This window comes from beta proteobacterium MWH-UniP1, from assembly GCA_036362785.1.
GTDB lineage: Bacteria > Pseudomonadota > Gammaproteobacteria > Burkholderiales > Burkholderiaceae_A > Lacustribacter.
In genome coordinates this window covers 1,356,532-1,378,688 of the sequence record CP143625.1, presented here as the reverse complement: position 1 = coordinate 1,378,688, position 22,157 = coordinate 1,356,532, and the positions used below count along the sequence as shown (strand labels likewise).

Sequence of the window (22,157 nt, the reverse complement as noted above, 5' to 3'; positions counted from 1 at the left end):
AGAGTCTATCGATCGAATCACCACTTGGGCTTGATATCGATCAATCGCGACCTAACGGAGGCCAAATCGCCGCAGCATGTTGAGCGTTTCATAAAGCGGAAGGCCCATGATGCCGGTGTAGCTGCCAGAGATTTTCGGAATCATGCTGCCCGCAAGCCCCTGAATACCGTAGCTGCCCGCTTTATCCATTGGTTCGCCCGTGGCAATGTAATGGTCAATCCAGTCGTTGGTCAGCGGTGCAAAGGTGACATCGGACGACACGACCGCGGTGTCTTTGGCGGCGCCATCCATGCGGCAAATACTCACAGCGGTATGCACCTGATGGGTGTTTCCCGACAGTGCTTTAAGCATTGTTTGGGCCTGCACTTTGTTGCTGGGTTTGCCAAGAATGTGTTGGTCAAGCGCCACTGTGGTGTCGGCCGCAAGCACGAGATCTTCGGGTTGTGGTGTGGGCAGCTCTGATGGCGGGCAGGCCTGTAGCCGTTGCTGCGCTAGGTCGCGTTTTAAATTGGCCACACGCACCACATAGGCGATGGGGTCTTCGTTAGGTTGTGGTGTTTCGATCGCTTCAGCATCGATCTGTTGGTCAGCGGGGATCACCAGTGGCGTGATCCCCATGTTTTGCAATAGTGCTTTGCGGCGTGGACTCTGTGAAGCTAGAAAGAGATTGGGTGTGATCTGGTGTTGGGTCATTTGATTTGGGCTAGCGTAATGAATGCCTGCTCTTGCTCTGGGGCTATGCACAAGTTCTGGTTCATATCAGCTATAGTGATCGACAACCTATGATTTTTCTACTTTTTTAGTGATGTTAAAGACGTTTTAATTTTTAAAATGACTATTCGACAGTTGCAACAAGTGATTCGGGCGGCCCGCACTTCTGACGGTGCCGGTGTGTCCTTGTTCCGCAGTCTGGGGCAGACACCGCATGCACGTGTCGACCCCTTTCTGATGTTGGATGAATTCGGTAGTGACCGGCCTGATGACTATATTGCCGGCTTCCCACCGCACCCACACCGTGGCTTTGAGACTGTGACCTATATGTTGGAAGGCCACATGTTGCACGAAGACCACTTGGGCAATCGTGGCCATTTAAAGTCAGGCGGCGTGCAGTGGATGACCGCTGGTCGGGGCATCATTCACTCAGAAATGCCACAGCAAGAGCAGGGTGCGATGCGTGGCTTTCAGCTGTGGATCAACCTACCTGCTAAAGAGAAGATGAAGCCTGCTGGCTATTGCGACATTGATGCGGCCGATATCCCGTGTCTGACGTTTGCCGATGGGTTGCGAATCAAGGTGATCGCAGGGGATTTGCACCGTGATGGGCAGCATGCCGTAAGTCCCATTCAAGGGGTCAGCACAGCGCCAATCTTTTGGGATATCCACCTGCCGGCGGGCGGTCGTTTTGTTCAGAATCTGCCCGCGGGCCACAGTTGCTATGTTTATGTGTATCAGGGCGAACTAATTTCGGGCGCCAACACATCCCTGACGCAGTCGCTACAGACCAAACAAGGTGGGGTTTTTGGCGATGGCGACCAACTCGTGTTGCAGGCTGGCGCAAGCGAGACCAGGGTGATTCTCTTGGCGGCCAAGCCTTTGCGCGAACCCGTCGTGCAATACGGGCCATTTGTGATGAATTCCCGTGAAGAGATCGAGCAGGCCATTGATGACTACCGTCACAATCGATTGGCGGTGGAACCGGCCCATTTGATGCCGATCAAAAAACCTAACAACGCGAAGCCATAATACTTTGTAAAATTCGGTTCGATCAGAAAATTCCGTGTCGGTTTGGCACGGAATTTTTTAACTTATGGAGCAAACAATGACCGCAAGCAGTGCGCTGTACCAGCCCTTTCATTTGGGCTCTTTGACGTTATCGAATCGCATGGTGATGGCACCGCTCACGCGTAGCCGCGCCAATGAGCAGTTGGCGCCAACAGACTTAATGCGGACCTATTACGAGCAACGCGCCGGGGCTGGGCTGATCGTGACCGAGGCCACCCAAATCTGCCCCCAGGCGCAGGGCTATATTGGCACTCCCGGCATCTACTCGGAAGAGCAGGTAGCCGGCTGGAAAAAAGTGGTCGATGCGGTCCACGCCAAAGGTAGCAAAATCTGTATGCAACTCTGGCACGTGGGCCGTATTTCGCACACATTTTTTCAGCCTGGCAATGCAGCACCAGTGGCACCTTCGGCGATTCGTGCCAATGCCAAGGTGTTTATTCCCAGCGGTTTCGATGATGTGTCCATGCCCCGTGCGCTCACGGTGGAAGAGATTCGTGAGTTGGTCGCGACATTTCGCCAGGCAGCAGAAAACGCCAAACGGGCTGGTTTTGACATGGTGGAAGTCCATGGCGCCAATGGTTACTTGATCGACCAGTTTTTGCGCAATAAGACCAATCAGCGTCAGGACGACTACGGTGGCAGCATTCAGAATCGAGCCCGTTTCTTGCTGGAAGTGGTCGATGCGGTCTGCGAGGTGTACCCAGCAGCACGTGTGGGCTCCCGTATCTCCCCCGCATCCACCTTTAACGACATTGATGACAGCAACCCCCAAGAACTCTTTGCTTACGTGGTGAAAGAACTTGGCCAGCGGGGACTGGGTTACTTGCATGTGATCGAAGGCCAGACCGGCGGGCCGCGCGATGCCCGGCCCGAAGTCGATTTCCCAATGCTTGAAAATTTGTTTAAGTCATCGGGTGGTCATGCAGTGATGGCCAATAACGGCTATTCACGTGAGATGGCCCAGGCGGCAGTGGAAGGGGGCAAGGCCGACTTGATTGCCTTTGGCGTGCCGTTTATTGCAAACCCCGATTTGGTGGAGCGCTTTAAGCACGGCTACCCATTAAATCAGGCGGATCAAACCACGTTTTATGCCGGCGGAGAAAAGGGCTACACGGATTACCCGTTTTACAAAACGGACTGATTTTTTACTTCAATTCAACAAAAAACCCCGCAGTCTCCTAAAAAAGAGGCTGCGGGGTTTTTCTTGGTGCAGCTCTGATTTCCACCATGCTGCTATGGATCAGAGCGTGCTTAAGGGATTACTTCTGGCCGATTTCAAAGTTAGCCATTTTTTCTAGAGCACGGACCATCGCCGAGTGGTCCCAGGCCTTGCCGCCGTGTGCGGCACAGGCATTGAACAACTCTTGGGCGGTCGCGGTGTTGGGTAGTGACATGCCCATGGCGCGTGCGCTTTGCAGGGCCAGGTTCAGGTCCTTTTGGTGCAGCTCAATTCGAAAGCCGGGGTTAAAGGTGCGGTTGATCATGCGCTCACCATGGACTTCCAGAATGCGTGATGCCGCAAAGCCACCCATCAGGGCCTCACGGACTTTTGCGGGGTCGGCACCGGCCTTTGCCGCAAAGAGCAGGGCCTCAGAGACTGCCTCGATATTGAGCGCCACAATGATCTGATTGGCGACTTTTGCAGTTTGACCATCGCCATTGCCGCCCACCAGGGTAATGTTTTTGCCCATCAGTTCGAATAAGGGCTTCACGCGGGCAAAGCCTGCGTCGCTACCCCCCACCATGATGGTGAGTGCAGCGTTCTTGGCACCGACTTCGCCGCCCGAGACCGGGGCATCTAAATATTCGCAGCCCAGTGCATTAATTTTTTGTGCGAACTCTTTGGTGGCAATGGGGGAAATCGAACTCATATCGACTACCACCTTGCCCTTGCTCAAGCCCTTGGCCACACCGGTTTCACCAAACAACACTTTCTCAACATCGGGGGTGTCAGGCACCATGGTGAAAATGATGTCGGCTTTTTCGGCGACTTCTTGCGGGGTCTTGCACTTCACCGCATTGGTTTGTGCAATGGTGTCAGGCACCTTGCTGCGGGTGGTGACAAAGACCTTGTGTCCGGCATTGATCAGGTGGCCACACATGGGGGCGCCCATAATGCCAAGTCCGATAAAACCAACGTTAAAGGGTGCTGCGCTCATAGTCTTCCTTTGGTGGGTGAAAAGTGTTGTTTTAATAATTGAACTGCGCTTGACATCAATCCAAATCAACGCCCGTGCAGGCGGTTAGGCCGCTAGTGTCGATCGCCAGCCCAGGCCCGCTTCTGTGGTGGTGGCGGGCTTGTATTCACAGCCGATCCAGCCGGGGTAGCCAAGCTTATCAAGATGCTGGAATAAAAACCGATAGTTGATCTCACCTGTGCCCGGTTCGTTGCGGCCGGGGTTATCGGCCAATTGCATATGGGCGATGCGGTCAAGGTACTTTTCAATAGTGGCAGCCAATTCACCCTCCATGCGCTGGGCATGGTAGATGTCGTACTGCAAAAATAAATTATCAGAGCCCACCTGGTTCATGATGTCGATGGCCTGTGCGGTGGTGTTGAGATAAAAGCCAGGAATATCGAAGTGATTGATCGGTTCAATCAGGAGTTTAATGCCGGCCTGTTGAAGTTCTGCGGCTGCAAACCGCAGGTTGGCTACAAAGGTGTCGCGAAGTTGCGCTGCGCTCACACCCGCAGGCGCCTTGCCTGCCAGGCAGTTGATCTGGGGGGTGCCAAGAACGCTTGCATAGGCTATGGCCCTGGCCACGCTTGCACGAAATTCATCGACACGGTTTGGGTCGCAGGCCATGCCGCGATCGCCCGCATCCCAATCGCCTGCGGGTAGATTGTGCAGCACCAGCTGTAAGTTGTGGCGTGCTAAGCGCTCCTTTATTTCCTGGGCCGTGTAGGGATAAGGAAATAAAAACTCAACGGCCTGAAACCCATTGGCGGCTGCCCTTTCAAACCGATCAAGAAAGGGTACCTCGTTAAACAGCATCGTCAGGTTGGCAGCAAAGCGGGGCATATGAAACTTTAGCGTGGCTTTGCCAAGTCGCCTTTGCGCTCAAACGGAATGGTGGTCAGGCCATTAAAAGTGGTGATGCTACCCGAAATTTTATAGGGCAGGCCACCACTGACCAGTGCAATCAGACTCTTGCGCAGCACATCGGGCAGGGTCTTAAAAGTCACATTCACGCGTACGGGCAGCATGACACTGCCGTTGGCCGGCAGAATATATTTTGGTTGTGTACCCTCGGCGGTGCCGACTTCTTCATCGACCAAAAAGAATTTCGCTTGAATATCGGAAATGGTCAGCTCCGTACTGTTGGGGTTGTCCACCTTTAATGTGACGGTGAATTGTGCGGTGTCGCGATCAAAATTTGCCACACGGGCGTCAGCCACTTCTACCGTGGGTTTTTTCAATGCGCTGCCACAGCCTGCAAGCAGTGCCGCGAAGACCAGCATGGCTGCAATCAGTCCGGTGCGGCCCAAGCCGGCAAGGCCTTGGATGCGATTGCTGCTTCTCAAGGGGGTGCGATGGGCCCAGAAAGTGTTGGTGCTGATCATGTCTAAAATAGCTTCCTTGCTGTTATTTTTCTCACAGTTGACCACAGGAGACTGCCATGTTGATGGTGATTTCACCAGCGAAAACGCTTGATTTTGACACGCCACCGACAACCGATGCCAGCACGCAGTGTGATTTTTTGGATCGGTCGGCCGAGCTGATCAAGATTTTGAAGCCCATGACAGCTCCCCAGGTGGCCAAGCTCATGGACTTAAGCGACAAGCTGGCCGCATTAAATGTGGCGCGATTTGAGTCCTGGAAGCGGCCCTTTACGGCAAAGAACGCCAAGCAGGCCGTGTTGACCTTTGATGGAGATGTCTATGACGGCCTGGATGCGACTTCACTGAATAAGGCGGGGCTGGATCGTGCCCAGAAGCACTTAAGAATTCTGTCGGGGCTCTATGGTCTGCTGCGGCCACTGGATTTAATGCAGCCCTATCGGCTTGAAATGGGCACGAGCCTGCCGAATTCACAGGGCAAAGATCTGTATGCCTTTTGGGGTGATCGGCTAGGCAAGGCGCTAAACACCGAGCTTTCCAGCCACAAGACCAAAGTTTTGGTGAATCTAGCGTCGGACGAGTATTTCAAGGCCGTGAAGGGCTTGGACTACCCCGTGATCACACCGGTCTTTCAAGAGCGAAAAGGTAATGTTTACAAGATTGTGAGTTTTTCAGCCAAGCGTGCCCGCGGTCTTATGGTTCGCTATGCCCTGGATCACAAGATTGACGATCCCGCAGGACTAAAAGATTTTGATGTGGAAGACTATGTCTTCGATAAAAAAGCATCAACCGATGACCGGCTAGTGTTTCGTCGCGATTAAGTAAGCAAAGATTCGCGTGTTGTGCCGCCGTTGCGGCAATCGCAGGCGGTACGCATCGTGTTCTAGGGGACGATGATTGGCTCTGGTTCTAGGAACACGCCAAACTTTGCCACCACGGCCTGTTGGATTTCGCTGGCGAGTGCCAGTAGTTCACGGCCACTGCCACCGCCGTAATTCACCAAGACCAAGGCATGGTCGGCATGCACGCCCACGTCACCACGCCGAGCGCCCTTAAAACCGCAGCGATCGATCAGCCATGCCGCAGAAATCTTGCAGACATCATCTTGGGTGTCAGACACCGGGTACTGGGGCAGGTTGGGGTGTAGCAGTTTTAAGTGCTTGGCCTGCACATTGCTGATGATGGGGTTTTTGAAAAAACTGCCGACATTGCCCAACAGCTTTGGGTCGGGCAGTTTGCGCTGCCGCACTTGAATCACCGCATGGGCCACATCTCGTGCGGTGACCTTATTGCCGAGTGCTGCAAGTTCCGCATTGAGATCGGCGTAGTTGGTGGACAAGGTGGCGGTGCCCATTGGGGCGAGCTGCAGCACAACGTCGGTAATAAAGTAGCGCGGCGCATTCCACGGCCCTTGGATATCGGCGTGCTTAAAAATGCTGTCGCGATAGCCAAATTGGCAGTCCGCCTTGGTAAAGGTGCGAAACTTTTTTTCGACAAAGTCCCAGGCCGTGAGCGCAACGAAAATATCTTTCAGTTCGACACCATAAGCACCAATGTTTTGAACGGGTGCTGCGCCCACCGTGCCAGGGATGAGCGCCAGATTTTCTAATCCCGCATAGCCCTGATCGAGCGACCACATCACTAAGTCATGCCAGGATTCACCTGATGCTGCGGTCAGTCGGCCATTGGTATCAATGGATTTGCCTTTGCATTCATTGAGTAAGACGCAGGCGGATATTGGCGCACGAATCACGACATTACTACCACCGCCCAGGATGAATCGGGGTTGCTGGCCAAGATCGTTGGTGATTGCAGGCAGCTCGTCTGGGCTGTGCACCGTGATGATGCGGTCGGCCCGTGCCGGCAGACCAAGGGAGTTGTGTTGACTCAGATTCACGCGATGAGCCCGCGTGGCTTAAGAAGCGGTGTAGCCCAGGCGGACGTAGATCGGGGCATAGGCCTCGGCCTGGGTGACTTCGACCAGGCCTTCGCGGGCAAGCTCTAAAAGCGCCAGGAAGTGGACCACCACAATGGGTACGCCACCACCATGGGCCAGCTCTTCCATGAAGAGTTCGGTGAACTCCACGAAGGGGCGGCCCTGTAGGAACTTCAAAATCCGTGACATGTGTTCGCGAACCGAGAGCGGCTCGCGGGCAATGTGGTGGTGGGCCACCAGTTTTGCCCGGCGCAGGATGTCGGCCCAGGCGGCCCGCAAATCATCAGGGTTCACATCGGGCAGGCGTGGCGTCATGGTCTGATCGACATAGACTTGGGCCGTCAGCACATCGCGGCCAAGCTGTGGAATCTTGTCGATCTGCTGGGCAGCGATTTTCATCTGCTCGTATTCCAACAAGCGGCGCACCAGCTCGGCACGCGGATCGCCCACTTCTTCTTCGCCCTCTTTGGCGCGAACCGGCAGCAGCATGCGGGATTTAATCTCAATCAGCATCGCCGCCATCAGCAGATAGTCGGCGGCCAATTCCAAGTTGCGTGAGCGGATCTGCTCGACATAACTGAGATATTGGCGTGTGACTTCGGCCATGGGGATGTCCAGAATATTGAAGTTCTGGCGACGGATCAGATACAGCAGCAGGTCCAGCGGACCCTCGAATGTTTCTAAGATGACCTCAAGGGCATCCGGCGGGATATAGAGGTCTTTGGGAATTTCCGTGAGCGGCTCGCCATAAAGGCGCGCAATCGTCTCGATGACGGGTGCCTCGTTTGCCTGTGGCTGATCGGCAGCCCCCTCGGCCGCAATTGCAGCGGCTGCGTTGTCCTCTTGGACGTTGGACTCTTGGGGTGCGGTCATGGTGGGCGAGTTTTAAACGGTTTTCAGGCTGATCTCACGCAGATCAGTTGGTCTGATACACGTAGGGCTTTTGCTTCACCTTGACGGCTTTGGTCCGCTCAAGCTCGTTGATATCCAAAGGATCTTTTTCCCAGAGCAGAGCGCGGCCCTCTAGCTGGGCTTCCTCGAGGTGGGGTTTTTGCTCTTTAAGTGAGCGTAAGAACTGGGTAATGTCAGATTCGTAGAGTGCCATGGCGCGATTTTAGCCGAGGGACTGTTGGTTGGCCGCAATCAGGGCATCAATCTGGGCCTTGTCCACCCGGGTCATCAGGTGGGAAAAGCCCTGCAGGCGCGCGATTGGGGGGGCTTTCAGGTCACCCCAGCCAAGGGGCTGGGCCAGGCCAAAGACCTCGGTTTCGACCCGCTGGGCGGTGATGGGCAGGATGGGCTTGAGCAAAATGGTGAGCTGTGCAAAAGACCGCAGGGCCAGGGTACACACCTGATGGAGTTTGGGCATCAGATCGGGCTGAGTCTGGGCCTGCTTGGCGATCTCCCAGGGCTTTTCGGTGTCCACATAGCCATTGATTAAGTCCATTAGGGCCGTGACCTCGCGGACCACCCGGGCGGTATCGCGGGACTCATAGGCCGCTGCGATTTCAGGCGCGGCCCTCATGACCGCCTGGCCAATCGGGTTGTCGGCCTCGGCGAGTGTCTCGGCATGAAGTGCGCCATCAAACCGCTTGGTGATAAAACCTGCCGAGCGGCTCGCGATGTTGACGAACTTGCCCACTAAGTCGCTATTAATCTTGGCGATGAAGTCCGTGAGACTTAAGTCCAGATCTTCCATGCTGCCATTGAGCTTAGAGGCGAAGTAGTAGCGCAGCCATTCGGCATTGAGTCCCTGGTCGAGATAACTCTGCGCGGTAATAAAAGTGCCGCGTGATTTGCTCATCTTGGCGCCATCGACGGTGAGAAAGCCGTGGGCAAAGACATTGGTGGGCGTGCGGTAGCCCGCGAATTTCAACATCGCCGGCCAGAACAGGGTGTGGAAGTACAGAATGTCTTTGCCGATAAAGTGGTACTGCTCAACGGTGGAGTCGGCCGCAACGAACTCATCGAAGTTTTTACCGTGATCAGTACAGTATTTTTTCAGGCTGGCGTAGTAGCCAATCGGGGCATCGAGCCAGACATAGAAGTACTTGCCGGGCGCGCCAGGGATTTCAAAGCCAAAATAGGGCGCATCGCGGGAGATGTCCCAGTCCGATAGCGTGGTGTTGCTCTCGTTTTCTTTATCGCCGACCAGCCATTCTTTTAATTTGTTGGTGGCCTCGGGCTGCAGGCGAGCATCGTCAATGGCCCATTGCTTGAGAAAAGCAGCGCAGCGTGGGTCTGAGAGTTTAAAAAAGTAGTGGTCGGATTCTTTACGAATGGGCGCCGCACCGGACACCACTGAAAAAGGGTTTTTTAAATCAGTTGGGCCATAAGTCGCGCCGCAGGATTCACAAGAATCCCCGTACTGATCTTTCGCGCCACACTTGGGGCACTCACCCTTGATGAAGCGATCCGGCAAGAACATTTCTTTAACCGGGTCATACATCTGCTCAATACGGCGAACTTCGATCAAGCCCGCCGCTTTCAGCGCGTTGTAAAACTTCTCTGAGAGTTCTTTGTTTTCAGGCGAGTGGGTACTGTAGTAATGGTCAAAGGACACATGAAAACCCGCGAAGTCACGGGTGTGCTCCAGCCAGACTTTTTCAATCAGGGCTTCTGGTGTGATGCCTTCTTTTTCGGCCCGCAGCATGATGGGCGTACCGTGGGTGTCGTCGGCGCAGACATAGGTCAGCTCATGGCCACGCATGCGCTGGAAACGGGCCCAGATATCGGTCTGGATGTATTCCACCAGGTGGCCAAGGTGAATGGCGCCGTTGGCATACGGCAGGGCCGAGGTGACCAGGATGCGGCGTTTTTGTTCTGAGTTGGATTCGGACAATTGCTGGGACATTTGCAGGGAAATTGGGGAAGATACGAAGACCCGATGGCCCACGTGTTCTCGTTAACCCGTGTATTCTGCCCCATCTATGAATACGACACTTCTCTCAGACGTTAATAAGCTGTTATCCACTGTTTATGACCCACGGCTTGGGCCGGCTCCCGGTAAGGATCTGGTGAGCGCCAAGATGGTGGGCGATGTCGCCATCCAGGATGGCGTGCTCACGGTTGACATTGTCTTGCCTTATGCCGCGATGGGGGAGTCCGGCGTTTGGCAAGACCGTGTCGCCAGGGCCTTGGCCGGCATTGCCCCGGGCGGCAAGGTCAAGGTCAATGTCTCGGTCAAGGTCAAGGCCCGGGCCGTTCCTGGCGCCATGAAGCGCTTAAACGGCATTAAAAACATCATTGCAGTGGCCTCGGGCAAGGGCGGTGTGGGCAAGAGCACCACGGCCGCCAACCTGGCCCTGGCACTGGCGGCGGAGGGTGCCCGAGTGGGCATGATGGATGCCGATATCTACGGCCCCTCTCAGACCATGATGCTGGGGACCGCAGGCCAGGCTTATTCCAATCAAGACAATAAGATCGAACCCAAGGTGGCCCATGGTGTGCAGGTGATTTCCATGGGCATGCTCACCAACGACGACACGCCCATGGTCTGGCGCGGCCCAATGGCCTCATCGGCGATGGAGCAGCTGCTGACCGAAACGGCCTGGGACGATGTGGACTATCTGATTGTGGACATGCCGCCGGGTACGGGGGATATCCAGCTCACACTGTCGCAGCGGGTTCCAGTCACGGGCGCGGTGATTGTCACCACGCCACAGGATATTGCTCTGCTGGACGCCAAAAAAGGCCTGGTCATGTTTGAAAAGGTCAAAGTGCCGATTCTGGGGATTGTCGAAAACATGGCCATGCACGTCTGTTCGAAGTGCGGCCACACTGAACACATCTTTGGCGAGGGCGGTGGTTCCCGCATGGCGGACCAGTACAACGTCCAGTTCCTGGGGGCCTTGCCGCTGGACATCAAGATTCGGGAGCAGGCGGATTCTGGCCGGCCCACGGTCGTGGCAGAGCCCGATGGCCCGATCGCGCAGGCCTATCGTGAGATTGCCCGCACAGTGGGCGCACGGGTGGCCCTGCTGTCGGAAGACCACAGCGCGAAGTTCCCGAGCATCAAGATCGTGGGTACTTAAGGCCGCCTCCGCCCGCTTTGGCGGGTGACTGGTTGGCTTGGCGGGGTCTTTTGGCCCCGCTTTTTTTTGAGCCGGGGGCCTGCGGCACCGCCGTGATTCAGCTGTGCGAGAATTCCTGCACTATGACCATCAAAAGCGATAAGTGGATCCGACGCATGTCGGAATCCCAAAAAATGATCGAGCCCTTCGCACCCGAACAGGTGCGTTATGTGGGCGATAACAAAATTGTGTCCTACGGCACGTCGAGTTATGGCTATGACGTTCGTTGTGCCAACGAATTCAAGATCTTCACCAATATCAACAGCACGATTGTCGACCCAAAGAATTTCGACACGGGATCGTTTGTCGATTTTGTGGGTGATGTCTGCATTATTCCGCCCAATTCTTTTGCCCTGGCCCGCACGGTGGAATACTTCCGCATTCCCCGCAGTGTGCTCACGGTCTGTTTGGGGAAATCGACGTATGCACGTTGCGGCATCATCGTGAACGTTACCCCCTTGGAACCCGAGTGGGAAGGCCACGTGACCCTGGAATTCTCGAACACCACGCCGCTGCCCGCCAAGATCTACGCTGGCGAGGGCTGCGCCCAGATGCTCTTTTTCGAGAGCGATGAAGTCTGCGAAACGTCTTACAAAGACAAGGGCGGTAAGTACCAGGGCCAGACGGGCGTCACACTGCCGAAGACGTAACCAGCCGCCAGGTGTATTCCTCGCGCGGCTTGGACAACACTTCTTCGGTGTAGCCAGACTCCACCACTTTTCCGGCGCGCATGACCATTACCCGATGGGCGATGGCCTTGATCACGGCCAGGTCATGGGTAATGAACAAATACGCCATGCCGTGTTTTTGTTGCAGCCGGACCAAGAGTTCCAAGACCTGCTGTTGAATCGATACGTCTAAGGCGCTGGTGGGTTCATCCAGTAGCACAAGGTCTGGCTGAAGAATCACTGCGCGCGCAATCGCAATCCGTTGCCGCTGACCGCCAGAAAACTCATGGGGATAGCGGCCAACGCTGTTCGCAGGCAGGCCCACCTCTTCCAGCATCTCAGCGATTTTTGTTTCCCGTTCTTCTCGACTCAGTTCTGGGAAATGCAGCTGCAGGCCTTCACCGAGAATCTGTCCGATGGTCATGCGTGGCGATAGGGCACTAAAGGGGTCCTGAAACACGATCTGCATACGGCGGCGCAGTTTGCGCAAGGATTGTTTGGGCAACTGATACAGGCTTTGACCGTCAAACTGCACCTCACCCTTCACCTGCGCGCCACTTAACTGCAGCAGGGCCATGCCAAAGGTGGTCTTGCCAGAGCCTGACTCCCCCACAATTCCCAGCGTTTCGCCTTTCGACAACGTTAAGGCCTCGTTGGCCACAGCCATGAATCTGCGTTTGCCAAACCAGCCCACAGGGATTTCAAAAGTGGCATTCACACCGCGGGCACTCAGAATCACATCCCGCGATACGGAGTCGCCTACCATTCGACGTGGCCGGCTCGCCAAGAGTCGCTTGGTGTAGTCATGCTGGGGGGATGTAAAGATGGTGTCCGTTGGCCCTTGTTCCACCAGTTTGCCGAGCTGCATCACGCCCACCCGATTGGCAAACCGCTGCACCAAAGGCAGGTCATGCGTGATCAGCAAAATGGCCATGCCCTCTTCGTGCTGCAGTTTTAATAGCAACTCCAGGACTTGTTCACGAATAGTGACATCGAGCGCCGTGGTGGGCTCATCGGCAATCAGAAGCTTCGGGCTGCAGGCCAGGGCCATGGCAATCACCACCCGCTGACGTTGCCCCCCCGATAACTGGTGGGGATAGCTATGGGCCCGGCGCTGCGGTTCATCCACGCCGGTGCGATCCAAAAGCTCAACCGCCTTTTGCAAGGCCGCCTTGGTCGATAGGCCCTCGTGCAACTCCAGCACTTCTGCGATCTGCTGACCTACCGTGAGCAGGGGGTTGAGTGCCGACATGGGCTCTTGGAACACCATGGCAATGTCGCGGCCACGAATGGCTCGGATCTCACGCTCACTGGCAGTAATCAAATCTTGTTCGCTGCCGGTTTGTCCGGCAGTGTCAGGGGGTGACCACTGAATGCGGCCAGTCGTGTGCGCATCGGGGAGCAGACGCAAAATAGACAGTGCGGTAACCGTCTTGCCGCTGCCCGATTCCCCAACAATGGCCAGGCGGTCACCTGGGTAGATGTCAAAGCTCACATCATCCACGGCCATATGGCTATGTTGATGACGAGCATCGCTTCCGTTTTGAAAGCACACACGCAGATGAGAGACCGACAAAATGGGTGTCATGATCATCCCCGCCGCGTATCGAGCGCGTCGCGCAGTGCTTCGCCAATAAAGATCAGCACCAGCAACAAGGCCACCAATAAACCAAAGGTGCTGAGTGAAATCCACCAGGCATCCAGATTGGCCTTGCCTTGTGCGAGCAGCTCACCCAGGCTTGGTGTGGAAGAGGGCACACCCAGGCCCAGAAAGTCTAGGCTGGTCAACGCAAGAATCGATGCGCTCATGCGAAACGGTAAAAAGGCAATCACGGGAGTCAGACTGTTGGGCAGCACATGCCGCCAAATGATTTGCAGATTCGATAACCCGAGTGCTCGCGCCGCTGTGACATATTCCAAAGACCGATTGCGTAAAAATTCTGCCCGCACATAGTCAGACAACCCCATCCAGCCAAAGAGCGACAGAATCACGAGCAAGATCAATAACCCCGGCTCAAAGACACTGGCCAGAATAATCAGCAGATAAAGCTCAGGCACCGACCCCCAGATTTCAATAAAGCGCTGAATGACCAAATCTGTTTTGCCGGCAAAGTAGCCCTGCAGCGCGCCCATGACAATCCCCAGCACCACGCCGATAGCGGTGAGTGCCAGGCCAAAGAGCACGGATGTACGAAAGCCATACAGTAGCCTTGCCAGCACATCGCGGCCACGGTCATCGGTGCCCAGCCAGTTCGTGCCGGATGGCGCAGCAGGGTTGGGGCTTGGTGCAAAGTAATTCAGGCTGGTGAAGGAATAGCGATTAGGCGGATAGATGGCCCAGTTATCCCCGGCGCGAATGCTTTCTTCAATAAACGGATCTAAGAAATCGGTGGGGGTTTCAAAGTCGCCGCCAAATGTTTTTTCGGGATATTGCTGCAGTAACGGGAAGTAGAACTCACCTTGATAACGCACCACAATCGGCCGATCATTGGAGAGCACTTCCGCAAAGAGCGAGACGACAAAGGTGATCGCAAAGATCCACAGGCTGATATAGCCACGGCGGTTTCGGGTAAAGCGCCGCCAGGCCCGCTGGCCGGGTGACAAGCTTTTCTGGCTGGCGCCATCCGGCAGGCCATCTTGCATGCCCTGCGCGCCATTGCACATGTTGTCCGGAGCCGGGGTGTTGGGCTGCATCAGGCCTTATTCCCTTCGAATTGCACACGCGGGTCGACCCAGACATACATCAGGTCATTGAGCAACTTCGCCACCAATCCGATCAGCGAGAAAAAGAAGAGCGTGCCCATGACCACGGGATAGTCGCGTTTGATCACGGACTCATAGGACAACAGGCCCAGGCCATCGAGCGAGAACAGGGTTTCAATCAGCAATGAGCCTGTGAAAAACGCACCAACAAAGGCTGCGGGAAAACCCGTCACAATCGGGATCAAGGCATTGCGAAAGACATGGCGCCACAACACCGTGCGCTCTGACAGGCCCTTGGACCGCGCTGTTAAGACGTATTGCTTGCGGATTTCTTCGAGCATGGTGTTTTTGGTCAGCATGGTGGTGACCGCAAAGCTGCCCAGGGTCATGCAGATAATCGGAAGTGTTAGGTGCCAGAAATAATCCAGAACCTTGCCGATTAGGCTCAAGCTTTCCCAGTCATCAGATGTGAGCCCCCGCAGTGGAAAGAGTTGGAGAAAACTGCCGCCACCGAAGAGCACCAGCAGGGCCACCCCCAACACGAAACCAGGAATGGCATAGCCCACCAGAATGGCAGTGCTGGTCCATAGATCAAACCGCGAACCATGGCGCACGGCCTTGGCAATACCCAGCGGTAGTGAAATTAAATAGGTGAGCAGGAATGTCCAGATGCCCAGGCTGATTGACACCGGCAGTTTGTCTTTCATCAATTCCCAGACACTGCGGTCATGGAAAAAACTCTTGCCCAGATCAAAGGTTAGAAAACCGGTGACCATCTGAATGAATCGTTCATGCACGGGCTTATCAAAGCCATACAGGGCTTTGATTTCTTCCAACTTTGCCGCATCAATACCGCGATTGCCGCGATAGATATTGCTGGTCTGGCCGACTTCCGTGCTGGCCCCACCCGGAAGTGAGGCAGAAGCGCCGCCCGTGGCGGCATGATCGCCCTTGAGCATCTGCACCATCTGTTCCACCGGGCCGCCCGGCACAAACTGAATAATGGCAAACGTAATGAGCAAGATGCCAAAGAGTGTGGGCACCATTAGCAGCAGTCGCTTGCCGATATAACGCAGCAGTGCTGGGCTCATCGTTTGTCTCTTAAGTTGGGCAGGTTAGCGGGGTCCCACCACCATGCGGCCAAGACCCAGTCTTCCGAGTGATAGTAATCGGGCAATTGCTCTGGCCGGCGAAGCTCGGATCGAAACGCCACGCGGTGGACATTGTTGTGCCAGTGGGGAATGGCGTAGTGGCCATGGCGCAGTACACGATCGAGTGCACGGGCGGCTGTGATGAGTTGGTCGCGCGACTCTACGGCCAGAATTCTCTGCACCAAAGCATCCACCGCGGGGTCTTTTAGGCCAATGAAATTGTCGGCACCTGGCTCATCTGCTGCCTGGCTTGTGAATCGAAAGACGAGTTCATTGCCGGGGCTCTGGCTTGACAAATACCAGTGAACAATCATGTCGAAGTCGTAATCATCGACACGTTTTTTAAATAAAGATGTGTCGGTCACGCGGACAGTGACCTTGATCCCAAGTTTGGCCAGGTTGCGTGAAAACGGCGCAATGATCCGCTCCCAGGTTCTGCTAGAAAGCAGGACTTCAAATTCAAAAGGCTGGCCTGCTGCATTACGCAGGGCGCCATCCCGATAGGTCCAGCCGGCTTCGGCCAGCAGGCTTCTGGCCTGTCGCAGATTGTCGCGCAGACTATGGGGTGGGTTGGTGTCAGGCGGCATGGGCACCGGCCCGAAAACAGTGGGGCTGAGCCGATTTTTTAATGGCAGCAAGAGCTTTAACTCTTCGGCGCTTGGCGAATCTGTCGCCGCCATGGTGGTGTTGGTGAAATAGGAATACGAGCGCTTGTATTGGTTGTAAAAGAGCTGCCGATTCATCCACTCGTAATCGAGTGCCAGGCCAATGGCCTGCCGAACCCGCACGTCTTGAAATTTAGCCTTGCGGGTGTTGAAGAAAAACGCCTGCATGCCCTGGGCGTTTGAATTGGGCAATTCGGTCTTGGTTAGTGTGCCATTGGCAAATTTGCCACCAATGTAGCTTCTGGCCCAGTTTTTGGCGGCATTTTCGTGGACGAAATCAAACTCGCCTGCTTTAAAGGCCTCAATACGGGCGAACTCATCTTTGTAATAACGAAAAGTGACCGTTTCGAAATTAAATTGACCACGGCGTGTGGGAGCGCTATCACCCCAATAGTTGGGCTGGCGTTTGAATCGAATGGATTTACCCAGGTCCATGCGCTCAATCACATAGGGGCCACTGGCAATCGGGTAGTCCTGCACCCATTGCTCAAAGGGCTTGTCCTTGCCCTGCTGGCTGCCCCACTTTTTTGAAAACACCGGTACTGATCCCACGATCATGTGGAGCTCACGGTTTTTGCGTAAAAAATTAAAACGAACAGTTTGGCGGTCAATGACCACCGCGTCTTTGACATCGGCCCAATAGTTTCGCCAGACCGGGCTTGCCGACTTGCCACGCAAAGTGTCGAATGAAAATTTCACATCCTCTGCGGTGACTGGGTCGCCGTTATTGAAACGGGCCTCGGGCCGCAGCCGAAAGGTGATCGAGAGCCGATCTGGGGCCAGCATCATGTCCTTGGCCAGCAACCCATACATGCTCATGGGCTCATCTAGACTGCCAATGGTGAGCGATTCAAACATCAGGTCCATCACGCCACGTGCCGCAATGCCTTTGAGTGTGAATGGGTTGACCTTATCGAAAGTGCCCATGGCCGACAGACGAAGCTCTCCACCCTTGGGGGCGCTGGGATTGGCGTAGCCGAAGTGGGTGAAATCAGGCCCGTATTTGGGCTTATCCCCCAGGGCCATGCCGTGCACGAAACCTGCCTGTACCGGCTGAGCGGATGCCGGGGCCGTAATGCTGACGCATCCCAACACCATCAGGGCTGTGGCGACCCCGAACACGCCCAACCGCTGGCCAGGCCTAGCCGCGCCGCTGGGCGGGGCCGACATGGGTGGGGCAGGGGGAGAAGGGCGTGGGTGAGCGACTGGGGAAAGCATGCAGGGGAGTGTATCGAAGCTGGGGTGTCCGGACGATTAGAATTGCCCCTAGGCGGAAAAAATCCGCGCCTAAGATCAATCTCAGTATTCCCAAGGAGTTTTTATGGCTTTTCTGAAAGGCAAACGCATTTTGGTGACTGGCCTTTTGTCCAACCGGTCAATCGCCTATGGCATTGCCCAGGCCTGTCATGCCCAAGGCGCGGAACTCGCCTTTACCTATCAAAACGAGCGCTTTGAAGAGCGTGTCAAGGAAATGGCCGCCGAATTCGGCAGCTCCCTGTGTCTGCCCCTGGATGTGGCGGAAGACGCCCAGATTGATCAGTGCTTTGCATCATTGCGCGAGCACTGGCCGCAGTTAGATGGCCTGGTGCATGCCATTGCTTTTGCGCCTCGAGAGGCGATTGCGGGGGATTTCCTAGATGGTCTGTCGCGCGATGCTTTCCGTATTGCCCATGAGATCTCGGCCTACAGCTTTCCTGCGTTGGCCAAGGCAGCCCTGCCCATGATGGAAGAAAAGGGTGGCGCCATGATCACCTTGTCGTATCTGGGCGCTGATAAATTTGTGGCCCACTACAACACCATGGGCCTGGCCAAGGCCAGCCTGGAGGCATCGGTCCGTTATTTGGCGACCAATCTGGGCCCAAAAAATATTCGAGTCAACGGCATCTCGGCGGGTCCAATCAAGACCCTGGCGGCTGCCGGCATCAAGAGCTTTGGAAAGATTCTGGACTTTGTGGAAACAACATCGCCACTGCGTCGCAACGTGACGATTCAAGATGTCGGCAATACCGCCGCCTTTTTGTTGTCAGACTTGGCTGCGGGAATTACCGCCGAAATCACTTATGTCGATGCAGGATTTAATTCTGTGGCTGTTGGCGTGCCCGAATAAATGACCCGTCGTATTGATGTCCGAATCCTGACACCGTTTGGGGCCAGTTCGGGCATGGGGAACTGGCGCACGGCTTCGCGCTATGCGCAGATGTTGCGTGCCAGTGGCCTGAATGCCTCGATCTACGATTCGACCAAGATCGAAGACGCCTGTGCAGAGTCGGGTCAGCGCACCGTTGCCATTGTGCTCAATGCGGCCCGCTGTGCAGAACACGTGCACACCTTTGTCGCGGCGGGAATTCCCGTGATGATTGTGATGACCGGCACAGACTTGTACGGGGCGCTGCGGCCCGATGCGGCTGGGCAGTCGGCCTACGTTGCTGCAGAAAATGCCATGCATGCGGCCTCAATGCTGTTAACGCTTCAAGAAGAGGCCCAAAAAGAGATTCAGCAACGCTGGCCAGATCTTGCCGATCGGGTCTTTGTGCTCACCCAGACCAGTCCTCCGCGAAAGCCCTATGCGCCCCCGGTGACACCGCAAAGCAAGACGGTTCGCTTCATGATTGCGGGCCATATCCGCGAGGAGAAAGACCCGCGAACTGCCTTTCGTGCTTTTCACTTGGCCTTTCCGCAGGGCTGGGCAACCCGTGCTGATGGCGGCCGGGTGCCTGTCCGCCTGATTCATGTGGGCAGTTATCAAGACAAGAACCTGGCCCATGAATTGATGCTGCTTGCCGGCCAATATCCCGGTGTTTTGCTAGAGGGGTCGCTGACCCATGCCGCCACGATGCGTCAGATGACCCATGTCCACTGTTTGATTCAGCCTTCGCTATCTGAGGGTGGGGCGCTGGTGATTGCCGAGGCGGTGGCCTGTCGGCTGCCCGTGATTGCATCGAATATTCCAGCCCATCGGGCCCAGCTCGGGGCCGACTACCCAGGGCTTTTCCGGGTGGGGGATGCTCAAGACCTGGCCCGACAGTTGCAGCGGTTTGTTGCCGATGCTGACTTTCTCGAGCAACTCCGGCGTCGCCAGGGGGCATTGACCGCAAAGCTGGCGTCGCCCGCCCAGGAGCGCGATGAGTTGGTTAGACTCGTGCGACAGTTAGTGGAATTTTTGCCAGAGGAACAGGTATGAACGCACCCACACAGACAAAGGATTCGGGCAGTCCCCGGCTAACAGAATTGGCCCATGGCGGCGGTTGTGGATGCAAGATTGCGCCCGCAGTGTTAACCGAGATTTTGTCCCGCATTCCGATTGGTGTTGCGCCCAAAGAGTTGTTGGTGGGCACTGAGACCAGTGACGATGCAGCGGTTTGGCAACTCAATGACCAGCAGGCCTTGGTCGCCACCACAGATTTTTTTATGCCAGTGGTGGATGACCCCTATGAGTTTGGTCGAATCGCCGCCACCAATGCCATTTCCGATATTTATGCCATGGGTGCCAAGCCCATTTTTGCACTCGCGCTCGTGGGCATGCCGATCAATGTCTTGCCGAAAGAAACCATCGCCAAGATTTTGTCGGGCGGCCATGATGTGTGTGCGGCAGCAGGCATTCCGATTGCCGGGGGGCACACGATTGATTCGGTCGAACCAATTTATGGATTGGTGGCCCTTGGCCTGGCCCACCCGGACCACATCCGCCGCAACCGCGATGCCCGCGAAGGCGATGTATTAATTCTGGGCAAGGGATTGGGTGTTGGGGTTTACTCTGCCGCATTGAAAAAAGAAAAGTTGGCAGACGCCCATTACAAAGAAATGATTCAGAGCACCACCACGCTCAATACCGTTGGGGCAGCGCTTGGCGCCAATTCAAAGGTTCATGCCTTGACCGACGTCACGGGGTTTGGACTGGCGGGCCATCTTCTTGAAATTGCCCGTGGATCTAATTTGGATGCCCAGGTTTCAATGGCAAATCTGCCGGTCCTGCCTGGTGTGATGGATCTTATTGCACAGGGTTTTTACACCGGTGCATCCACCCGTAATTGGCAAGGCTATGGGGCAGATGTGCGGCTGGCAGCGGGCCTGTCAAAGTCTGCAGAGATTTTGGTCACCGACCCACAGACCAGCGGGGGCTTGTTGGCCTGCGTTGCGCCAGAGGCGGCCGACGAAGTCTTGGAGCAATTTCGTCAGGCCGGGTTTGCCCGCGCCGCAGTGATTGGCAAGATGGTGTCGCGGTCCGAGGCAAGATCTACGGTTCATGTGGATGCCTAGGCAGCTAACAAACATCTTCAATCGCACGAAGGAAAGAAATTCATGAAGGCCTATTTAGACTTGATGCGACACGTGCTGTTGCATGGCGCTGAGAAAACGGATCGCACCGGCACGGGCACGAAATCGGTCTTTGGGTGGCAGATGCGTTTTAATCTGGCCGATGGCTTTCCCATGGTCACCACCAAAAAACTTCACACAAAAAGCATCATTTACGAACTGCTCTGGTTTTTGAGCGGTTCATCCAATGTCAAACCACTGCAGGAAAATGGCGTCACGATCTGGGACGAGTGGGCCCGCGAAGATGGCGACCTTGGCCCCGTTTATGGCAAGCAGTGGCGTTCTTGGCCGGCCCCCACGCAGGACAATCCCAACGCCACGATCGATCAAATCAAACAGCTGATGCACGACATCAAGGCCACGCCAGATTCACGTCGGCTGATTGTCTCTGCATGGAATGTGGCCCAGATTCCGCAAATGGCCTTGGCGCCTTGTCATGCTTTGTTTCAGTTTTATGTGGCCGATGGCAAGCTGTCGTGTCAGTTGTATCAGCGTAGCGCCGATATCTTTTTGGGCGTGCCGTTTAACATCGCCAGTTACGCTTTGTTAACGCACATGGTGGCGCAGCAGGCAGACCTGGGTGTGGGCGACTTTATTTGGACCGGTGGTGATTGCCATTTGTATTCGAACCATCTAGAGCAGGCCAAAGAGCAGCTGTCGCGCAACCCCTATCCGCTGCCCAAGCTGGTGATCAAGCGCAAACCTGATTCCATTTTTGATTATCAATTTGAAGACTTTGAGATCGTGGGGTACCAATGTCACCCCCACATCAAGGCGCCGGTGGCGATCTGATGGGCCGACTCATTTTGTTGGCGGCCGTTGGGAACAATCGTGTCATTGGCATCAACAATGAACTGCCCTGGCATCTTCCTGAAGACTTGAAGCGCTTTAAGGCGCTCACCACGGGGCACACGGTGGCCATGGGCCGCAAAACCTATGACTCGATTGTGGATCGATTGGGCAAACCCCTGCCCAATCGACAGTCGGTCGTCTTGACCCGTGATCCCGCCTGGGCGCCTGCCACGGAACATGCTGCTTCGGTGCGAGTGGTCCACACGGTGGATGCCATGTTGGCCCTGCCAGACGATCCAATTTATGTGATTGGTGGCGCTGAAATCTACAGCCTGACATTGCCCATGGCCACCGAGCTTGACATTACCGAGGTTGATCTCGAAGTCCCGGGGGATGCGTTCTTTCCTGAGATTAATGCGGCCCAGTGGTCTCGCCAGGCTGGCGAGAATCTGACCAGCGAATCTTCCGCGATAAAATATCGGTTTGTTCGCTATCAGCGAATCTCTTAGCC

General features: G+C 55.4%; 21 protein-coding genes and 1 pseudogene. 10 read left to right on the top strand and 12 right to left on the bottom strand.

The genetic code is table 11. From position 1 onward, the window contains the following. Window positions 1–51 precede the first annotated feature (51 nt). The gene (locus tag AOB54_06675; GenBank protein ID WVN41174.1) at window positions 52–693 is read right to left on the bottom strand and encodes a Maf family protein; all 642 of its coding nucleotides are present in this window, start codon (window positions 691–693) and stop codon (window positions 52–54) included. A gap of 138 nt (window positions 694–831) precedes the next feature. On the opposite strand from AOB54_06675, the gene AOB54_06670 reads away from it, so the two are divergent. Both AOB54_06670 and AOB54_06665 read left to right on the top strand, forming a co-directional pair. Next, window positions 832–1,743 (top strand): pirin family protein, encoded by a 912-nt coding sequence (locus AOB54_06670; protein WVN41173.1) that lies wholly within the window; start codon window positions 832–834, stop codon window positions 1,741–1,743. A gap of 76 nt (window positions 1,744–1,819) precedes the next feature. Beyond that, complete coding sequence (locus tag AOB54_06665) at window positions 1,820–2,923, top strand: alkene reductase (GenBank protein ID WVN41172.1); 1,104 nt, start codon at window positions 1,820–1,822, stop codon at window positions 2,921–2,923. Between the two features lie 118 nt (window positions 2,924–3,041). On the opposite strand, the gene glxR is transcribed toward AOB54_06665, so the two are convergent. The 3 genes from glxR to AOB54_06650 all read right to left on the bottom strand — a co-directional run bounded on the left by glxR (window position 3,042) and on the right by AOB54_06650 (window position 5,347). Beyond that, window positions 3,042–3,941, bottom strand: coding sequence for a 2-hydroxy-3-oxopropionate reductase (gene glxR, locus AOB54_06660; protein ID WVN41171.1), 900 nt, complete (start codon window positions 3,939–3,941; stop codon window positions 3,042–3,044). Window positions 3,942–4,025: 84 nt separating this feature from the next. Next, window positions 4,026–4,805, bottom strand: coding sequence for a hydroxypyruvate isomerase (gene hyi / locus AOB54_06655; protein ID WVN41170.1), 780 nt, complete (start codon window positions 4,803–4,805; stop codon window positions 4,026–4,028). Window positions 4,806–4,813: 8 nt separating this feature from the next. Then, window positions 4,814–5,347, bottom strand: a complete 534-nt coding sequence (locus AOB54_06650) for an LEA type 2 family protein (GenBank protein WVN41169.1) — start codon at window positions 5,345–5,347, stop codon at window positions 4,814–4,816. 56 nt (window positions 5,348–5,403) lie between these two features. Between AOB54_06650 and yaaA the strand changes: the two genes are divergently transcribed. After that, window positions 5,404–6,165 (top strand): peroxide stress protein YaaA, encoded by a 762-nt coding sequence (gene yaaA / locus AOB54_06645; protein ID WVN41168.1) that lies wholly within the window; start codon window positions 5,404–5,406, stop codon window positions 6,163–6,165. A gap of 62 nt (window positions 6,166–6,227) precedes the next feature. Here the strand turns inward: yaaA and murB are convergent, their stop codons facing one another. The 4 genes and pseudogenes from murB to metG all read right to left on the bottom strand — a co-directional run bounded on the left by murB (window position 6,228) and on the right by metG (window position 10,134). Continuing rightward, window positions 6,228–7,241, bottom strand: coding sequence for a UDP-N-acetylmuramate dehydrogenase (gene murB / locus AOB54_06640; GenBank protein WVN41167.1), 1,014 nt, complete (start codon window positions 7,239–7,241; stop codon window positions 6,228–6,230). 18 nt (window positions 7,242–7,259) lie between these two features. Continuing rightward, window positions 7,260–8,153 carry a ScpA family protein gene (locus tag AOB54_06635; protein ID WVN41166.1) on the bottom strand — a complete coding sequence of 298 codons (894 nt, stop codon included), beginning with the start codon at window positions 8,151–8,153 and terminating at the stop codon, window positions 7,260–7,262. Between the two features lie 43 nt (window positions 8,154–8,196). Next, entirely contained in the window at window positions 8,197–8,385 is a 189-nt protein-coding gene (locus AOB54_06630; GenBank protein WVN41165.1) for a DUF3460 family protein, read from the bottom strand. 15 nt (window positions 8,386–8,400) lie between these two features. Continuing rightward, window positions 8,401–10,134: pseudogene (gene metG / locus AOB54_06625) on the bottom strand (methionine--tRNA ligase). 76 nt (window positions 10,135–10,210) lie between these two features. Between metG and apbC the strand changes: the two are divergent. Next, window positions 10,211–11,314 (top strand): iron-sulfur cluster carrier protein ApbC, encoded by a 1,104-nt coding sequence (apbC, locus tag AOB54_06620; protein ID WVN41164.1) that lies wholly within the window; start codon window positions 10,211–10,213, stop codon window positions 11,312–11,314. 122 nt (window positions 11,315–11,436) lie between these two features. Further along, window positions 11,437–12,003, top strand: coding sequence for a dCTP deaminase (dcd, locus tag AOB54_06615; GenBank protein WVN42795.1), 567 nt, complete (start codon window positions 11,437–11,439; stop codon window positions 12,001–12,003). Here the strand turns inward: dcd and AOB54_06610 are convergent. From AOB54_06610 to AOB54_06595, 4 genes are read right to left on the bottom strand one after another with little or no spacing between them, the layout of a single operon-like run. Next, on the bottom strand, window positions 11,984–13,609 hold the full coding sequence (locus tag AOB54_06610; protein WVN41163.1) for a dipeptide ABC transporter ATP-binding protein: 1,626 nt from the start codon (window positions 13,607–13,609) through the stop codon (window positions 11,984–11,986). The two genes, dcd and AOB54_06610, sit on opposite strands and share 20 nt — an antisense overlap. A gap of 2 nt (window positions 13,610–13,611) precedes the next feature. Then, window positions 13,612–14,685: an ABC transporter permease gene (locus tag AOB54_06605; GenBank protein ID WVN42794.1), complete on the bottom strand. Its 1,074-nt coding sequence runs from the start codon at window positions 14,683–14,685 to the stop codon at window positions 13,612–13,614. Window positions 14,686–14,714: 29 nt separating this feature from the next. After that, on the bottom strand, window positions 14,715–15,803 hold the full coding sequence (yejB, locus tag AOB54_06600) for a microcin C ABC transporter permease YejB (GenBank protein WVN42793.1): 1,089 nt from the start codon (window positions 15,801–15,803) through the stop codon (window positions 14,715–14,717). An 8-nt stretch (window positions 15,804–15,811) separates the two neighbouring features. Then, window positions 15,812–17,710 carry an extracellular solute-binding protein gene (locus AOB54_06595; GenBank protein ID WVN41162.1) on the bottom strand — a complete coding sequence of 633 codons (1,899 nt, stop codon included), beginning with the start codon at window positions 17,708–17,710 and terminating at the stop codon, window positions 15,812–15,814. Between the two features lie 151 nt (window positions 17,711–17,861). Here AOB54_06595 and fabI point away from each other — a divergent pair, with 151 nt between their 5' ends. From fabI to AOB54_06570, 5 genes are read left to right on the top strand one after another with little or no spacing between them, the layout of a single operon-like run. Next, complete coding sequence (gene fabI, locus AOB54_06590; GenBank protein ID WVN41161.1) at window positions 17,862–18,647, top strand: enoyl-ACP reductase FabI; 786 nt, start codon at window positions 17,862–17,864, stop codon at window positions 18,645–18,647. Then, window positions 18,648–19,721, top strand: a complete 1,074-nt coding sequence (locus AOB54_06585; GenBank protein WVN41160.1) for a glycosyltransferase family 4 protein — start codon at window positions 18,648–18,650, stop codon at window positions 19,719–19,721. Continuing rightward, window positions 19,718–20,797: a selenide, water dikinase SelD gene (selD, locus tag AOB54_06580; protein ID WVN41159.1), complete on the top strand. Its 1,080-nt coding sequence runs from the start codon at window positions 19,718–19,720 to the stop codon at window positions 20,795–20,797. The genes AOB54_06585 and selD overlap by 4 nt, the downstream gene beginning before the upstream one ends. 42 nt (window positions 20,798–20,839) lie before the next feature. Next, complete coding sequence (locus tag AOB54_06575) at window positions 20,840–21,646, top strand: thymidylate synthase (protein WVN41158.1); 807 nt, start codon at window positions 20,840–20,842, stop codon at window positions 21,644–21,646. Further along, window positions 21,610–22,155 (top strand): dihydrofolate reductase, encoded by a 546-nt coding sequence (locus tag AOB54_06570; GenBank protein ID WVN41157.1) that lies wholly within the window; start codon window positions 21,610–21,612, stop codon window positions 22,153–22,155. Before AOB54_06575 ends, AOB54_06570 begins: the two co-directional genes overlap by 37 nt. Window positions 22,156–22,157: the final 2 nt, after the last annotated feature.

Coding starts and splice junctions, on each gene's coding strand:
- AOB54_06650 (WVN41169.1), bottom strand. CDS start 5,347: ATGATCAGCACCAACACTTTCTGGGCCCATCGCACCCCCTTGAGAAGC.
- hyi (WVN41170.1), bottom strand. CDS start 4,805: ATGCCCCGCTTTGCTGCCAACCTGACGATGCTGTTTAACGAGGTACCC.
- AOB54_06630 (WVN41165.1), bottom strand. CDS start 8,385: ATGGCACTCTACGAATCTGACATTACCCAGTTCTTACGCTCACTTAAA.
- AOB54_06575 (WVN41158.1), top strand. CDS start 20,840: ATGAAGGCCTATTTAGACTTGATGCGACACGTGCTGTTGCATGGCGCT.
- selD (WVN41159.1), top strand. CDS start 19,718: ATGAACGCACCCACACAGACAAAGGATTCGGGCAGTCCCCGGCTAACA.
- glxR (WVN41171.1), bottom strand. CDS start 3,941: ATGAGCGCAGCACCCTTTAACGTTGGTTTTATCGGACTTGGCATTATG.
- AOB54_06675 (WVN41174.1), bottom strand. CDS start 693: ATGACCCAACACCAGATCACACCCAATCTCTTTCTAGCTTCACAGAGT.
- apbC (WVN41164.1), top strand. CDS start 10,211: ATGAATACGACACTTCTCTCAGACGTTAATAAGCTGTTATCCACTGTT.
- AOB54_06570 (WVN41157.1), top strand. CDS start 21,610: ATGTCACCCCCACATCAAGGCGCCGGTGGCGATCTGATGGGCCGACTC.
- AOB54_06665 (WVN41172.1), top strand. CDS start 1,820: ATGACCGCAAGCAGTGCGCTGTACCAGCCCTTTCATTTGGGCTCTTTG.
- yaaA (WVN41168.1), top strand. CDS start 5,404: ATGTTGATGGTGATTTCACCAGCGAAAACGCTTGATTTTGACACGCCA.
- AOB54_06670 (WVN41173.1), top strand. CDS start 832: ATGACTATTCGACAGTTGCAACAAGTGATTCGGGCGGCCCGCACTTCT.
- AOB54_06585 (WVN41160.1), top strand. CDS start 18,648: ATGACCCGTCGTATTGATGTCCGAATCCTGACACCGTTTGGGGCCAGT.
- fabI (WVN41161.1), top strand. CDS start 17,862: ATGGCTTTTCTGAAAGGCAAACGCATTTTGGTGACTGGCCTTTTGTCC.
- AOB54_06595 (WVN41162.1), bottom strand. CDS start 17,710: ATGTCGGCCCCGCCCAGCGGCGCGGCTAGGCCTGGCCAGCGGTTGGGC.
- AOB54_06610 (WVN41163.1), bottom strand. CDS start 13,609: ATGACACCCATTTTGTCGGTCTCTCATCTGCGTGTGTGCTTTCAAAAC.
- dcd (WVN42795.1), top strand. CDS start 11,437: ATGACCATCAAAAGCGATAAGTGGATCCGACGCATGTCGGAATCCCAA.
- AOB54_06635 (WVN41166.1), bottom strand. CDS start 8,153: ATGACCGCACCCCAAGAGTCCAACGTCCAAGAGGACAACGCAGCCGCT.
- AOB54_06605 (WVN42794.1), bottom strand. CDS start 14,685: ATGTGCAATGGCGCGCAGGGCATGCAAGATGGCCTGCCGGATGGCGCC.